This window comes from Dankookia sp. P2 (genome assembly GCF_050632255.1).
GTDB lineage: Bacteria > Pseudomonadota > Alphaproteobacteria > Acetobacterales > Acetobacteraceae > Paracraurococcus.
The window spans coordinates 1,795,108-1,809,650 of sequence record NZ_CP192581.1; the positions used below are offsets into that span (position 1 = coordinate 1,795,108).

10 protein-coding genes, 1 tRNA gene and 4 pseudogenes are annotated in these 14,543 nt (G+C 72.4%); 9 read left to right on the top strand and 6 right to left on the bottom strand.

The window, feature by feature from the left end; all coding sequences use genetic code 11:
* Positions 1-48 precede the first annotated feature (48 nt).
* From ACQ86J_RS10665 to ACQ86J_RS10695, 7 genes and pseudogenes are all read left to right on the top strand, one after another.
* Positions 49-783, top strand: a pseudogene (locus tag ACQ86J_RS10665) (VOC family protein); the annotation flags it as partial.
* Between the two features lie 271 nt (positions 784-1,054).
* Complete coding sequence (locus tag ACQ86J_RS10670) at positions 1,055-1,771, top strand: PIG-L deacetylase family protein (RefSeq protein ID WP_431271092.1); 717 nt, start codon at positions 1,055-1,057, stop codon at positions 1,769-1,771.
* A gap of 256 nt (positions 1,772-2,027) precedes the next feature.
* Positions 2,028-2,654, top strand: coding sequence for an ABC transporter substrate-binding protein (locus ACQ86J_RS10675; protein ID WP_431271093.1), 627 nt, complete (start codon positions 2,028-2,030; stop codon positions 2,652-2,654).
* Between the two features lie 26 nt (positions 2,655-2,680).
* Entirely contained in the window at positions 2,681-3,742 is a 1,062-nt protein-coding gene (locus ACQ86J_RS10680; protein ID WP_431271094.1) for a Bug family tripartite tricarboxylate transporter substrate binding protein, read from the top strand.
* Positions 3,720-3,796 (top strand) — tRNA-Met (locus ACQ86J_RS10685). Before ACQ86J_RS10680 ends, ACQ86J_RS10685 begins: the two co-directional genes overlap by 23 nt.
* Before the next feature lie 493 nt (positions 3,797-4,289).
* A pseudogene (locus ACQ86J_RS10690) lies at positions 4,290-4,433 on the top strand (hypothetical protein); the annotation flags it as partial.
* 286 nt (positions 4,434-4,719) lie between these two features.
* Entirely contained in the window at positions 4,720-5,268 is a 549-nt protein-coding gene (locus ACQ86J_RS10695) for a hypothetical protein (protein ID WP_431271095.1), read from the top strand.
* Between the two features lie 338 nt (positions 5,269-5,606).
* Here the strand turns inward: ACQ86J_RS10695 and mnmA are convergent.
* From mnmA to ACQ86J_RS10725, 6 genes and pseudogenes are all read right to left on the bottom strand, one after another.
* Positions 5,607-6,699 (bottom strand): annotated as a pseudogene (gene mnmA / locus ACQ86J_RS10700) (tRNA 2-thiouridine(34) synthase MnmA).
* On the bottom strand, positions 6,696-7,463 hold the full coding sequence (locus tag ACQ86J_RS10705) for a TenA family protein (RefSeq protein WP_431271096.1): 768 nt from the start codon (positions 7,461-7,463) through the stop codon (positions 6,696-6,698). The pseudogene mnmA and the gene ACQ86J_RS10705 overlap by 4 nt, the downstream one beginning before the upstream one ends.
* A gap of 1 nt (position 7,464) precedes the next feature.
* Positions 7,465-7,794 (bottom strand): ferredoxin family 2Fe-2S iron-sulfur cluster binding protein, encoded by a 330-nt coding sequence (locus ACQ86J_RS10710; RefSeq protein ID WP_431271097.1) that lies wholly within the window; start codon positions 7,792-7,794, stop codon positions 7,465-7,467.
* On the bottom strand, positions 7,782-8,975 hold the full coding sequence (locus ACQ86J_RS10715) for a cysteine desulfurase family protein (protein ID WP_431271098.1): 1,194 nt from the start codon (positions 8,973-8,975) through the stop codon (positions 7,782-7,784). The genes ACQ86J_RS10710 and ACQ86J_RS10715 overlap by 13 nt, the downstream gene beginning before the upstream one ends.
* Before the next feature lie 312 nt (positions 8,976-9,287).
* Positions 9,288-10,357: pseudogene (locus tag ACQ86J_RS10720) on the bottom strand (cysteine desulfurase family protein).
* Between the two features lie 30 nt (positions 10,358-10,387).
* Positions 10,388-10,825: an Rrf2 family transcriptional regulator gene (locus ACQ86J_RS10725; protein WP_431271099.1), complete on the bottom strand. Its 438-nt coding sequence runs from the start codon at positions 10,823-10,825 to the stop codon at positions 10,388-10,390.
* 529 nt (positions 10,826-11,354) lie between these two features.
* Between ACQ86J_RS10725 and ACQ86J_RS10730 the strand changes: the two genes are divergently transcribed.
* Both ACQ86J_RS10730 and ACQ86J_RS10735 read left to right on the top strand, forming a co-directional pair.
* Positions 11,355-12,023, top strand: coding sequence for an alpha/beta hydrolase (locus ACQ86J_RS10730; protein ID WP_431271100.1), 669 nt, complete (start codon positions 11,355-11,357; stop codon positions 12,021-12,023).
* A gap of 757 nt (positions 12,024-12,780) precedes the next feature.
* Positions 12,781-14,460, top strand: a complete 1,680-nt coding sequence (locus tag ACQ86J_RS10735) for an HWE histidine kinase domain-containing protein (protein WP_431271101.1) — start codon at positions 12,781-12,783, stop codon at positions 14,458-14,460.
* Positions 14,461-14,543: the final 83 nt, after the last annotated feature.

The following is a 14,543-nucleotide window of genomic DNA, read 5'->3' on the forward strand; positions in this document are numbered from 1 at the left end:
GCCAGGGAAGGAACCGCACGCATGACCACGCCACCGCCTGAGCCGATCATGGATGTCGCGCATCTCGGCCATGTCGAACTGCTGACGCCGACGCCGGAGGCAAGCCGCCGCTTCTTCACCGAGATCATGGGCATGACCGAGAGCGGCCACCAGGGCGAGAGCGTCTTCCTGCGCGGCTGGGACGACTACGAGCGCTACTCGCTGGTGCTGACGGGCTCGCACACCTCCGGCCTCGGCCATGCCGCCTTCCGCACCCGCAGCCCCCAGGCGCTGGAACGCCGCCTCGCCGCGCTGCGCGCCGACAGCGTCGCGGTAACGCGGCACGACGACAGCTTCGGCCACGGCCCCGGCTTCCGCTTCCGCGACCCCGCCGGCCACCTCATCGAGCTCTACCACGACACCGAATGGTACGAAGCGCCGCGCGACCGCCGCCCCGCGCTGAAGAACCAGCCTGAGCGCTACCCCGCGCGCGGCGTCAATATCCGCCGGCTCGACCACTTCAACACCCTCGGCCCCGACATCCGCGCGGCCCGCAGATTCTACCAGCGCAATCTCGGCCTGCGCTGCACCGAACGGATCGAGTTGGACAGCGGGCTTGAGACTGGGATGTGGCTGACCGCCACCAACAAGTCCTACGACATGGCGATGGGCCGCGAGCCCAACGGCATCCCCGGACGGCTGCACCACATCACCTTCGCCCTCGACAGCCGGGAGGCGATCCTGCAGGCGGCCGACACCTTCCTTGAGGCCGGCGTGGCGATCGAGAACGGGCCGCACAAGCACGCCATCCAGCAGACCTTCTTCCTCTATGTCTACGAGCCCGGTGGCAACCGGATCGAGCTGGCGCATTCGGGCGCAAGGCTGGTGCTGGCGCCGGACTGGAAGACCATCACCTGGACGGAGGCGGAGCGGAACAAGGGGCAGGCCTGGGGGCTGCAGCTCGGCGAGAGCTTCCGGACCTACGCGACGCCGCCGGTGAGTAAGAACGGGGGAAGGTATTCCCCCGAGCCCCCATCTATTTCTGTAAGTCCGCAGGCTTCAACGGAGAACACCCATGGCCAACACCGCGCTTGTTGTCAGCGCCCATTCGGCCGATTTCGTCTGGCGCGCCGGCGGCGCCATCGCGCTGCACGCCGCGAAGGGCTGGCAGGTCACCGTGGTCTGCCTCTCCTACGGCGAGCGCGGCGAGAGCGCCAAGCTCTGGCGCCTGCCCGGCATGACGCTGGAGCGCGTGAAGGCGGAACGCGAGAAGGAAGCCCGCGCCGCGGCCGAGGTGCTCGGCGTGCACGACATCCAGTTCTGGGACCTCGGCGACTACCCGATCACCCTGACCAATGACAGCCTCTTCCGCCTGGTCGACGTCTACCGCGACATCCACCCGAGATCTGTCCTCACCCACAGCAAGGAGGACCCCTACAACCGCGACCATCCCGCGGTGACCGACTTCGCCCAGCACGCCCGCATCACCGCCCAGGCGCATGGCCACAACCCGCACCAGAAGGTCCTCGGCGCCCCGCCCGTCTTCCTCTTCGAGCCGCACCAGCCCGAGCAATGCGGCTGGAAGCCCGACGTCCTGCTCGGCATCGACGGCGTCTGGGACAGGAAGCGCGCCGCCATCGAATGCATGGCCGGGCAGGAGCACCTCTGGGAATACTACACCCGCGTCGCCCAGCAGCGCGGCGCCCAGGCGGCCCGCAATCCCGAGAAGGCGATCAAGTACGGCGAGGGCTACCAGTCAGTCTTCCCGCATGTCGTCGAGACGTTGGGGTGAGCACGTCCGATCGCCCGAGCGCCAACGAGGGCGTGGACCGGCCGCGCCCGCGCACCCTCACCTCAGCCATCGGCCGCACCCCGCACACCGCGGCGCTGCTCGACGGCACGATCACCTCTGGCCTGCTGCGTCTCGATGACGCCGGCATCGCGCCGATCAGCCGCGCCTTCGCGCCCATGGTCCGCGAAGCCCGCTTCGATATCTCGGAGATGGCGATCGCCACCTTCCTCCAGGCCCGCGCCTGGGGAAGCCGCTGGTGCTGCTGCCGGTCGTGCTCGCCGCCCGCTTCCAGGAATCCGCCCTGCTCTGCCGCGCCGACGGGCCCATCCGCGGCCCCGCCGACCTGGCGGGCCGCCGCATCGGCGTCCGCGCCTATAGCCAGACCACCGGCATGTGGCTGCGCGGCACCCTCGCGGATCGCTTCGCGCTGCGGCCGGAGGCGATGCGCTGGACCACCTTCGAGGACGCCCACGTCCCCGAATACCGCGACCCGCCCTGGGCCGAGCGCGTTCCGCCCGGCAGCGACATGCTCGCCATGCTGCGCGACGGAAGGCTGGACGCGGCGATCTTCGGCAACGACACGCCCGCGGGCGACGACCTCCGCGCCGTCTTCCCCGACCCTGCCGCGGCCGGTGAGGCGTTCCGCGCCGCGCATGGCTTCACCCCGGTGAACCACCTGCTGGTGGCGCAGCGCGCACTGCTGGAGGAAGCGCCGGAGCTTGCCCCCAAGCTGGTCCGCCTGTTCCCGGCCACGGCGGCCGATCGTGCCGCGCTCGGCCCCGCGCTGGCGCTGGCGGTGCGCTACTGCGTGGAACAGGGTCTGTTGCCGCGCCCGCTCGCGGCGGAGGAGATCTGGGCCGGGCTGCCCGCCACCGTGGCCTGACCGGCCCCACAGGGAGGACAAGAGGAATGACCCATGCCACCCGCCGCGCCCTGCTGGCCGGCGCCGCCGGCCTGCTCGCCGCCCCCGCCACGCCGCGGGCGCAGGAGGCCAACTACCCCAGCCGCCCTGTCACGGTGGTGGTGCCCTGGGCCGCCGGCGGCTCCACCGATGCCTTCGCCCGCGTGCTCGCGGGGCGGCTCTCGACCGATCTCGGCCAGGGCTTCGTGGTCGACAACCGCACCGGCGCAAACGGCACCATCGGGCTGACCTCCGCCGCCCGGGCGCGGCCGGACGGGCATACGGTCATCGTCCTGCCGAACAGCACCTATGCCGTCGCGCCGCACCTCTACCCCCTAGGCTTCACGGTGGAACAGGCCTTCGCCGGCGTCGGCCTGCTCGTGTCGATGCCGATGTTCATGCTGGTGGGCCGGTCCTCGCCGGCGAAGACCCTGGCCGACTACATCGCCCTGGCGAAGCAGCCCGGTGCGAAGCTGACCTATGCAGATTCCGGCATCGGCGCGACCAGCCACCTGGCGACCGAGATGCTCCTGCAGGCCGCCGGGATCGAGGTGGCCGATGTCGGCTATCGCGGCGGCGGCCCGGCCATCCAGGGCGTCGTCGCCGGGGAGACCGGCATGCTTTTCATGCCGGCCGCGGCGGTGATGGGGCTGATGGCCTCGGGCGACCTGCGCGCGCTCGCCGTCGCCTCCCCGGCGGAGCCCGCTGGCGCCCGAGGTGCCGACCTTCGCCGAGCAGGGCTACCCCGCCGTCGAGATCATCGAACACATCGCCATGCTCGCGCCGGCGGGCACGCCGCAGCCGGTGCTGGAGAAGTTGAACGCCGCCTGCCGCGCCGCGCTGACCGCGCCCGACATGAAGCCCATGCTCGACCGGCAGGTGGTGACGCCGGAGGCGCGGCCGCTGGCGGAATGGCCGACCTATCTCGCGGCCGAGAGCCGACGGATGGCGGAGATCGTCCGCGTGCGGAACATCAGGATCCAGTAGCCGGAAGCGAGCGGGAGGCGGCTTGCATTCCGCGGGCAAAGCCGTCATATCCGGCGCCGCGCCTGGGTAGCTCAGCTGGTTAGAGCACGGCACTCATAATGCCGGGGTCGCCGGTTCAAGTCCGGCCTCAGGTACCACCCTCCCGCAGGTTCCGCCACGCGGACGCGGCAGCGCCGCATCCCTCCATCACGGCTAGCCCTCTCGCTCACCCCGGCGGATCGCTGGCCGGCAGGATGTATTGTATATCATACACTTAATTTGTTATCTGAAATAGTTTGTGATACATAACATTCTGGTGAATCTATTTCGGAATGATAAATGCCGGGCATCGCACCGACCCGGAGAATTCCCTTGGCGATCGTCACGGCAGGCCAGTTGCCCCTCGATGTCCGCACCGTCTCGACGGCAGCCTGGTCGTCGCTCACCTACACCACACGCGGCGCCAGCTATGCCGTGGCGGATGAGCGCTGCGTCGGCGCGGCCGGCACCAAGATTGAATTCTGGGGCAGCGGGCTGAGCTTCGATGCCGCCGGCAAGCTCGTTGCCGGCAAGGTCTTCGCCTTCCAGGAAAGCGTCGGCGGCCAGGTCACCTACCGCGTCGACAACCTTGCCGTCTCCGCCACAACCCTGATGGCAGCGGCCAAGTCCGGCACGGCGCTGGCCAGCAACCTCGCCGGCAACGACGACCTCCGCGGCACCGCCGCGGCCGACTGGCTGAACGGCTTCGCCGGCAACGACAGCATCGCCGGCGGCGCCGGCAATGACACCATCACCGGCGGCGCCGGGGACGACATGATCGATGGCGGCACCGGCATCGACACCGCGATCCTGTCGCTCACCCGGGCCGACTACACGCTGATCTCCTGGCACGGCACCGTCGGCATCGCACCGAAGACCCTCGCCGCCCGCAGCGCCGACGGCTACGACGAAGCTCACCAATGTCGAGACGATCCGCTTCGCCGCCTCGGGCGAGACCGTCTCGGCTCCCGCCTCTACTTTCTCTCCGCTCGCCTACATCGCCTCCTACCAGGACCTCAGCCTGCTGCTCGGCGCCAACCCGATGGCGGGCTTCGAGCACATGCTGCACTACGGTGCCGCCGAGGGGCGGACGACGACCTTCTCGGGTGCCGAGTACATCGCCTCCTACCGCGACCTGGCATTGGCCTTCGGGACCGATACGGAAGCCGGCGCGCAGCACTTCATCCAGCACGGCCGGGCGGAGGGGCGGCACGCCAGCTTCGACGGGCTGGAATACATCGCCTCCTACCGCGACCTGATCACCACGCTGCATGCGGACCGGGACGCGGGAGCGCTGCAATACATCCAGTCCGGCCAGGCCGAGGGCCGGCACGCGACCTTCGACGGCCTGCTCTACATCGCCTCGCAGCGCGACCTGATCCCGACGCTCGGCGCCAATGCCGATGCGGGGGCCGAGCAGTACATCCTGCACGGCTATGCCGAAGGCCGGCACGTCACCTTCAACGCGAAGCAGTACCTGGCCAACTACGCCGACCTGAAATCGGCCTTCGGCAGCGACATCCATGCCGCCGCCACGCATTTCATCCTGCATGGCGTGGCCGAAGGCCGGACGGACGCGCCGCTGATCTGAGGCGAGTGCCGCCGCGCGGGGATCCCGCGCGACGGCCTGCCCGGCTTCAGCTCACTTCCTGCGCCGCGCCGCGCGGCGGCCAGCGCGGCGACGCGCACCCGGCCGTCGTCTTGCTCCATCGCGCCACGCACCGTGGCGCCCCAGAGGATCAGCGCGCTGCCGAGGGTGAAGGTCAAGAAGCCTCCGATGAGGGAGACCATGGTCCTGCTCCTTGCCGGCCGCGGCAGGGCGTGGCGCCCAATGCGTCCTCGCCGTGCGGCCCGGTCGGAACAAAGATGGGGTGGCGCCGGTCCCGCGGCCCCGGCATAGGGTCCGCGCAGCCATGCGCAGATCGCGGCTCAGGCGGCGGCGACCGTCCCCGCCGCGCGGCGGATGAAGCCGCCGCCCAGCACCCGGTCGCCGGCATACAGCACACAGGCCTGGCCCGGCGCGGCGATAGCCGCTTCCGCCGGCGTCACCCGCAGCAGTCCGGCCGCTTCGTCCCAGGCCACCTCGGCCTCGCGCGGCATCTCCCGCGCGCGGAGCTTCACCTGGCAACGCAGCGCGCCATCGGGCGGCGGGGCCAGCCAGTTCATCTCACCGACCTCGACCACCGGCTGCGGCAGCGCCTGGCGCGGCCCGACCACCACCCGGCGTGTCCCGGCCTCGACGCCAGTGACATACAACTGCTGCTCGCCATCGCGCGAAGCCTGGCCGAGCCCCCGCCCCTGCCCGACCGTGTAGCGGGCGATGCCCTGGTGGCGGCCGAGCACGCGGCCATCGAGATGGACGATCTCCCCCGCCTCGGCCGCATCCGGCCGGTGCTTCGCCACGACGTCGTGGTAGCGGCCCTGCGGCACGAAGCAGATGTCCTGGCTGTCCGGCTTCTCGGCGACCGCCAAGCCGAGCCGCGCCGCGACCGCGCGCACCGCCGCCTTGTCCGGGTAGTCGCCCAGCGGGAAGCGGCTGAATTCAGCTGCTCCGGCGTGGTGGCAAAAAGGAAGTAGCTCTGGTCCCGCTGCGGGTCGGCGGCGCGGTGCAACTCGGCGCCGGCCGGCCCTCGACGCGGCGGACATAATGGCCGGTCGCCATCGCCTCGGCGCCGAGGTCGCGGGCCAGGCCGATCAGGTCGTGGAACTTGACGGTCTGGTTGCAGCGGATGCAGGGGATCGGCGTCTCGCCCCGGGCGTAGCTGTCGGCGAAATCCTGCACCACGGCATCGCGGAAGCGGCTCTCGCGGTCCAGCACGTAGTGCGGGATGTCGAGCGTATCGGCGACGCGGCGGGCATCGTGGATGTCCTGCCCGGCGCAGCAGGCGCCCTTGCGGCTGGTCGCCGCGCCATGGTCGTAGAGCTGCAGCGTGGCGCCGATGACGTCATGTCCCTGCTCGCGCAACAGGCCGGCGACGACGCTGCTGTCCACGCCGCCCGACATCGCCACGAGAATCCTCATGGCTGCGCCACTCGGTGGGCGACCAGGATGCGCATCAGCCGTGCATCTTCTCGTAGGCCGCCATATGCCCCGCGGCGGCATCCAGCCCCTGCTGCCAGAACCGCGCCTCGAGCCGCGCAGCCTCGGAGAAGGTGGCGCTCAGCGAGGCGAAGCGGGCATGGCCGCCATGGCTCTCGCCCAGCGCGTCGATCCGCGCGGCGGCGGCCCGCGCCATCGCCTGGTAGCCGGGATCGGCATAGGTATCGATCCAGGACTGGTAGGCATTGCCCTCCGCCCGGCGGCGCGGATCGGCCAGGATGCGCAGCGCGACCATCGCCGTAGCCGACCGTGCAGGGCGCCAACGCCACCTCCAGGTCGAGGATGTCGCCCGCCAGGCCGCGGTCGATGACGTAGCGGGTGTAGCTCACCGTCTCGGCGCTCTCGGGCGTTGCCCGCACCTCCGCCTCGGGGATGCCCCAGCCCTCGCAGTACTTCAGGTGCATCAGCGTCTCGGACAGGATGGCGGCGATCGAGGCCGTCTTGTCCCGCATCGCCTCGATGCTCTCGGCCTTGAACACCGCCAGCGCCTTGGCCCGGGCGAAGTGGATCAGGAACAGGTAGTCCTGGATCAGGTAGCGCCGGAAGGCCGGCAGCGGCAGCGTGCCCTGCGAGATCCCGTGGACGAAGGGATGCCAGGTATAGGCCTGCCAGTCGGCGGCGCAGGCCTCGCGCAGCCGGCGGAACAGGCCCCCCTCCTTGCCGAAGCCTTCCTCCCAGGGCGCCATCCTAGCCGCCCGCGTTCCGGGTGCCGGCCGGCAGCTTCACCACCAGCCCGTCCAGCGCATCCGTCATGATCAGCTGGCAGCCGAGCCGCGAGGTCTCCTGCAGGTCGAAGGCAAGGTCGAGCATGTCCTCCTCGTCCTCGGTCGGCGCCGCCAGCTTGCCGAACCAGGCGCCGTCCACCACGACATGGCAGGTCGAGCAGGCGAGCGACCCCTCGCAGGCGCCCTCGATGTCGACGCCGTGCTTGTGCGCGATCTCCAGGACGGAAAGGCCGAGCGGCGCGTCCACCTCGCGGCGCGTGCCATCGCGCTCGATGAAGGTCATCCTGGGCATCTTATTCGCCTGCTCCGCTTGCGCTCGCGGCCCGCCAACCCTCGGCAAGCGCTGCCGCGGCCCGGTCCACATCCGCGGGCGAGGTAAAGCGGCCGATCCCGATCCGCAAGGTCGCCCGAGCCTCCCGGTCGGGAGATCCCGAGCGCCCGCAGCACATAGGAGGGCTCGACCTCGGCCGAGGAGCAGGCCGAGCCGGTCGAGACGCAGACCCCGGGCGCCGCCCGCATGATCGCCTGGGCATCCACCGGCCCGGGGAAGGTCAGGTTGAGGTTGCCCGGCACCCGCGCGGTGCGGCTGCCGTTCACGCGGATGCCGGGCACCCGGCCCTCCAGCCCGCGCAGCAGGATGTCGCGCTGCTCCACGACGCGGCCGGCATCCAGCATGCCCTCGATCGCCGCCAGCCGCGCCGCCTCGCCAAGCCCGACCACCAGCGGCGCCGGCAAGGTGCCCGAGCGGAAACCCCGCTCCTGCCCGCCGCCGGAGAAGAGCGGCGCCAGCCGTACCCGCGGGCGGCGGCGGATATAGAGCGCGCCGATCCCCTTCGGCCCGTAGATCTTGTGGCCGGAGATCGACAGCAGGTCGGCCTGGATCTCCTCCACCTCGAGCGGGATGCGCCCCGCACCTTGCGCCGCGTCGGTGTGGAACAGCGCGCCGGCCGCCTTGGCGATGGCGCCGATCGCGGCCAGGTCCTGCACCACGCCGATCTCGTTGTTCACCGCCATGACGCTGACCAGCAGGGTGCGGTCGTCGACCGCCTCCCGCAGCCGGTCGAGATCGGCCAGCCCGTCCGGCCCGACCGGCAGGATCACCGGCTCGAAGCCCTCGGCCGCCAGGTCGCGGACGCTCTCGAGGACGCATTTGTGCTCGGTGGCCAGCGTGACGATCCGCCGCCGCTCCGCGCCCTGCTGCGCCGCGAAGCGGGCGGCGCCCTTGATCGCCAGGTTGTTGCTCTCGGTGGCGCCCGAGGTCAGCACCACCTCGCGCGCCTCGGCGCCGATCAGCCCGGCGATCTCGGCCCGGGCCTGCTCCACCGCCTCCTCCGCCGCCCGGCCCATGGCGTGCTCGACGCTGTGCGGGTTGGCGAAATTCTCCTCCCACCAGGGCCGCATGGCGGCCAGCACGCGCGGGTCGACCGGCGTGGTCGCGTGGTTGTCGAGGTAGATCGGGCGGTTCGGGCGCATGGCGGGAAGATGGCCCGCCGGGGCGGTGGTGGGGAGGGGGGCGGCGGGAATGGCCGGCATGCCGGGGGCGAGGATGCGGTTTTCGGACAAAGCCCACGACGTGCGCAGAGGCCGGCCGTGGCGGCTGGCGGGCCCGGTCGAGACTGCCGTTTTCGGACATACCCCGGGATCAGGGTGGGCGGCGGCCTGGCCGGGTGGAAGGCGGCGCAGGGGACGGGATGCTGGCATGGCCAGACCCTCCAGGAAGCCGCCCGACCATATCAGGAAAATATTCTTTTTCTAGCCTCGAAGCCGACCTTGCCCCAGCCAGCGTCACGCCGCCCGCCGCGCCAGCCTCTCCCGCATCGCCGCCCAGGCCTCCAGGAACCGCGCCGGCGCGTCCTCCGCCGCATCCCAGGGCAGCGAGACGCGGATGCCGCAGCCGGCCAGCTCGCCGAGGCCCATCGCCGCCAGCACCGGGCTGCGCGCCACCTTGCCCGAGGAGCAGGCCGCCCCGGCCGAGACCCTGACGCCGGCGAGGTCGAGCGCGATCACCTGGGTCTCCGCCGCCACCCCGGGCAGGAGGATGCAGCTGGTATTCGGCAGCCGCGGCGCCCCGGCCCCGGCGATCACCGCCTCGGGCGCCAGCGCGGCGATCCCGGCCTCGATCCGGTCGCGCAGCGCCGCCAGCCGGGCGCCATCGGTCGCGGCCATTGCCGCCGCGGCCAAGCCGGCGATCGCCGGCAGCGGCTCCGTCCCGCCGCGCCGGCCGCGTTCCTGGCCGCCGCCGGCGATCAGCGCCGGAACCTCCAGCCCCGGCCGCAGCAGCAACGCCCCGGCGCCCGGCGGCCCGCCCAGCTTGTGGCCCGAAAGCGCCAAGCTGTCGTACTCCGCCGGCGGCGCCACCCGCCCGGCCGCCTGCACCGCATCGACATGCAGCAGCGCGCCATGCGCCCGGCAGAGCGCCGCGCCCTCGGCTAACGGATGCAGCACGCCGGTCTCGTTGTTCGCCGCCATCAGGCAGACCAGGGCCGGGCCGCCCTCGGCCAGCAGCGCCGCCAGCGCCGCGAGGTCGGTGGTGCCATCCGGCCGCACCGGGATCACCCCGGCCCCGGGCGCCGCCGCCAGCACCGCCGGATGCTCGGTCGCCCCCACCAGCAGGCGCCGGCCGCGGCCGAGGCCCTGGACCGCCAGCGCATTCGCCTCCGTGCCTCCGGCGGTGAAGACCAGGTCCTGGGCGCGGGCGCCGAAGCGGGCGGCCACCGCCTCCCGCGCCTGCTCCAGCCGCCGGCGCGCGGCGCGGCCCGCGGCATGGACCGAGGAGGGATTGCCCCCGCCTCCAGCGCGGCCATCACCGCCGCCCGCGCCTCCGGCCGCAGCGGCTCGGTGGCGTTGGCATCCATATAGAGAGCGTCCACCGCGGGCGACCGGCGCTACTGCGCCGCCTCCGCGATGCTGGACAGCACCGCTTCCGCGGTGGGGAGCAGCGCCGCGTCGCGCGGTGCGACGGCGCGGCCGGCGATCCGGCCCCCGACCACGTCGGCCAGGGTGACATGGGCGAGGAAGAGGCGGATCTGCTCGCCGAGCTCCGACCAGAGGTCATGCGTCAGGCAGCGCTCGCCGCCGAGGCAGCCGGGCGAGCCCTCCTCGCAGCGGGTGGCGCGGATCGGCTCGTCCACCGCATCGACGATCTCGGCCACGGTGATCGAGGCGGCGGGGCGCGCCAGGCGGTAGCCGCCGCCGGGCCCGCGGGCCGATGCAACCAGGCCGGACCGGCGCAGATGGCCGAAGAGCTGCTCGAGATAGGCGAGCGACAGCAGCTGCGCCTGGGCCAATCTCTGCGAGACTGACAGGACGCCCAGGACGCGCATCCGTGCTGCATCCTTGCTGTCTGGCGGCCAATTCGACCATGGCCATGACGGCATATCGCCCTCGGGTGGAGAGACGCACGGCTTGGCCCCCTTAAACGGCGATTCTTCGTATACCGGAATACCGGACCGGCGCGGGAAACATGGGCGGCCTTCCTTGATTCCGTTATGAAACTCGGCTTCGCATCTCTATATTCCGACGGCCCCGGGGGACGGGAGACTGCCCCGAGGCGACTGAACGATCCTGGTACCGAGGTTCCGGCCTGCGCGCCTTGGGCGATGTTGCTGCCGGACGCTAGATTCCCCGACTATCACAGTCAACCATTCGGGAGATGGTGGTGCCGGCCGTTCAGTGGGTGACGCTCCCAGGCTCCTCTCGGCATCGTGTTGTGATGCCGAGAGGAGCCTGGGCGTTGGTCATCAGGTCTTCCCCATCAAGCGCCTCGGCGCGCTCGGCTTGCCGGCGGGAAAGCTCACTCGCCCCCGGCGAGTCCGGACGGCCAGGCACAACCGGAACTGGACCCACGGGACGATGCCTGAGGTGATGTTCGCCGGCCCTGACGGTCGGCTCGAAGGCCGTTACCACCACTCGAAGCAGGCCAATGCGCCGGTTGCGTTGCTGCTCCACCCCCACCCGCTGCACGGCGGGACGATGAACAACCGGGTCATTCACGCCCTGTACCAACGCTTCCAGGGCATGGGGTTTTCCACGCTCCGATTCAATTTCCGTGGAGTCGGCCGCAGCCAGGGCCGCTACGATGGCGGCATCGGCGAGATCTCGGACGCGGCCTCGGCGCTCGACTTCCTCCAGGCGGTGAACCCGAACGCCCATAGCCTCTGGGTCGCCGGCTATTCCTTCGGCGCCTATGTCGGCATGCAGCTGCTGATGCGCCGGCCGGAAATGGGCGGCTTCGTCTCCATCGCCGCGCCGGCCAGCCACTACGATTTCGGCTTCCTCGCCCCCTGCCCTTGCAACGGGCTGATCTACCACGGCACCGAGGACGAGCTGGTGCCGGAGAGCTCGGTGCGGAAGCTGGTGGACAAGCTGAACACCCAGCGCGGCATCACCATCGACTACCGCACCCTGCCGGGCGCCGGCCACGTCTTCACCCCGGAGGAGACCGAGAAGGTGGTCGATGCGGCCGAGGACCACGTGAACTCCCGCATGAACCGCAGCCGGATGGCCCTCGCCGCCGACTGAGCCGCCGGGAGACATGCCAGGGACGGCCGGGGATCGCCCGCGGCCGTCCCGACGCCGCAACCTGCGCGCGCCAAGCGCGACGGAATGCGATATCCCTCCCGCCAGTAGGCGTGTCGGCGGAGGAGGGATGCCATGGATACCAATGCGGCGCCGTTGCCCTCGCGGGCCTCGCCGCAAGTCGGCAGGTCGTCGGCCCCCGACGCCGCGCCGCGGCGCCTGCCCGCCCGCTTCCGCACCCACCTGCTCCGCCTCGCCCTCGCCACCGGCCTGCCCCTGGTGGCGCTCGCCGTCGGCCTGACCTGGTGGGTCGCCGCCAATGAACGCAACAATGCGCTCCGCGACCTCTCGCGCACCGCCGAGGCGCTGCAATCCGACCTTGAGCGCAGATGCAGGATCAGCGGCGTCGTCCTCGACATCCTCGGCACCTCCCCCAGCCTGGACCAGCTGCTCGCCGAGGCGCCGGGCAGCCCCGAGGCCAGCCTGTTCTGGTCCCGCAGCAAGACGCTGATCGAGCGCGCGCCCGCGGTGCTGCACAGCATCGCGCTCTTCGACCTGCAGGGACGGCCGCTGCTGAATACCCTGGCGCGGCCGGGCGGCCCGGCACCGAGCCCTCCGCGAGCTGCGCTTCCCGCCGGCACCCGACCAGCCGACAGGCCTCACCGGCTATTTCGCCCACCTCCTGCGGACGTCCGGAACCTTCGTCTCGCCGCTCTTCATCGGGCCGCTGGCCGGGCAGCCGCTGATCGGTCTGGCCCAGGTGCTGCGCCGGGAGGGCAGGCCGGTCGGCGTCATCACCGCCAACATCCTGCCGCGCAGCCTGGGCGAGGCGCTGCGCGGCCAGCAGCTGCGCCCCGGCTGGATCGCCACCCTGCTGGACGGCCGCCACCTGGTCATCGCCCGCACGGCGCAGGAGGAGGCCTTCTTCGCCCGCCCCGCGGTCGACTGGATGACCGAATTCCAGCGGGGCACCGCCGCCGCGGCGACGGTCAAGGGCCATGCCCGCGACGGCACCCCGATCTATGCCGTGCTGCGGCGCCTCCCGCTCGGCAATTGGGTGCTCGCCCTCAGCGTCCCGCGCGCGGCGATCGACGGCCCGCTGCGCCGCGCGGTGCTGGTCGCCGCGACCGGCGGGGCGCTGGCCGTCACCCTGGCCGCGCTGGTCGCCCTGGTGCTCGGCGCCCGGCTGGGGGAGGAGGTGGAGGCGCTGGGCGCCGATGCCGCGATGGTCGCCCGCGACCAGCCGCCGCCGCCGCGCGCCCGGCCCCGGGTGCGGGAGGTGGCGCGGGTCCGCCAGGCCCTGGCCGAGGCCGGCGCCGCGCTGCGCGCCCGCGCCGCGGCGAAGCGGGAGGCCGAGGAGCACCTGGTGCTGCTGCTGCGCGAGGTCGACCACCGCGCCAAGAACGCGCTGGCGGTCGCGCTGTCGCTGATCCGCCTCGCCCCGCGCGACGTCCCGCCGGCCGGATTCGCCGCCGCGGCGGAAGGCCGGATCACCGCCATGGCCCGGGCGCATGCGCTGCTCGCCCGCGGCGCCTGGACCGGGGCGGAGCTGCAGGCCCTGGCCGAGAGCGAGCTGCCGGCGCATGCCGGGCAGGTCCGCCTCTCCGGCCCGCCGGCGCGGCTCTCGGCCGAGGCGGTGCAGCCAGTGGCCATGCTGCTGCACGAGCTGGCGACCAATGCGGCGAAGCACGGCGCGCTCTCGGCCCCGGTCGGGTCGGTCCGGATCGCCTGGCGGTTCCTGCCGGAGGACCGGGCGCTGCAGCTGGAATGGACGGAATCGGGCGGCCCGCGCCTGACCGGCGCGCCGTCCCGGCGCAGCTTCGGGCTGCGGCTGATGACCCAGCTGGCGGAGCGCCAATTGGCCGGCCGGCTCGCCTTCGATTGGGCGCCGGACGGGCTGCGCGCGACGCTGACCCTGCCGGCGGCGCGGGTCGCGCCGGACGGCACCCCGCTGGCCGAGGCGGCGCCGGCGGACCGGCCGGCGGCGGTGACGCCCCGCCCGGCCTGGACCGGCACCGGCGACCTGCCGCCGCGGGTGCTGGTGGTGGAGGACGAGGCGCTGCTGGCGCTCGAGCTCGAGACCGGACTGCGCGAGCTGGGCTGCGAGGTGGTCGGCCCGGCCCGCAACCTGGCCGAGGCGCTGCGCCTGGCCGAGGCCGAGCCGCGCCTGGCCGCGGCGGTGCTGGACATCAACCTGGGCGGCGGTGAGCTGGTCTTTCCCGTCGCGGATGCGCTGGCCGCGCGCGGCGTGCCCTACCTTCTGGCCACCGGCTATGGCAGCGCCGGGCCGCTGGAAGGCCGCGATGCCGGCGCCGTCGCGGTGCTGCGCAAGCCCTACCAGCGTGCGGCGCTGGGCGCTGCCCTCGCCCGCGCCCTGCCCGGGCACCAGCCGGGCGAGGGCGCCCCCATGGCTGCGGCGCCGAAGGGCGCGGAGGGCTGAACCGGACCGCCCGAGGCGACGCAACCGGATGGCCGCAACGCCGAAGGGCGGGACCGGGCCGCCCGGCCAGCCCTGCGGCGGCG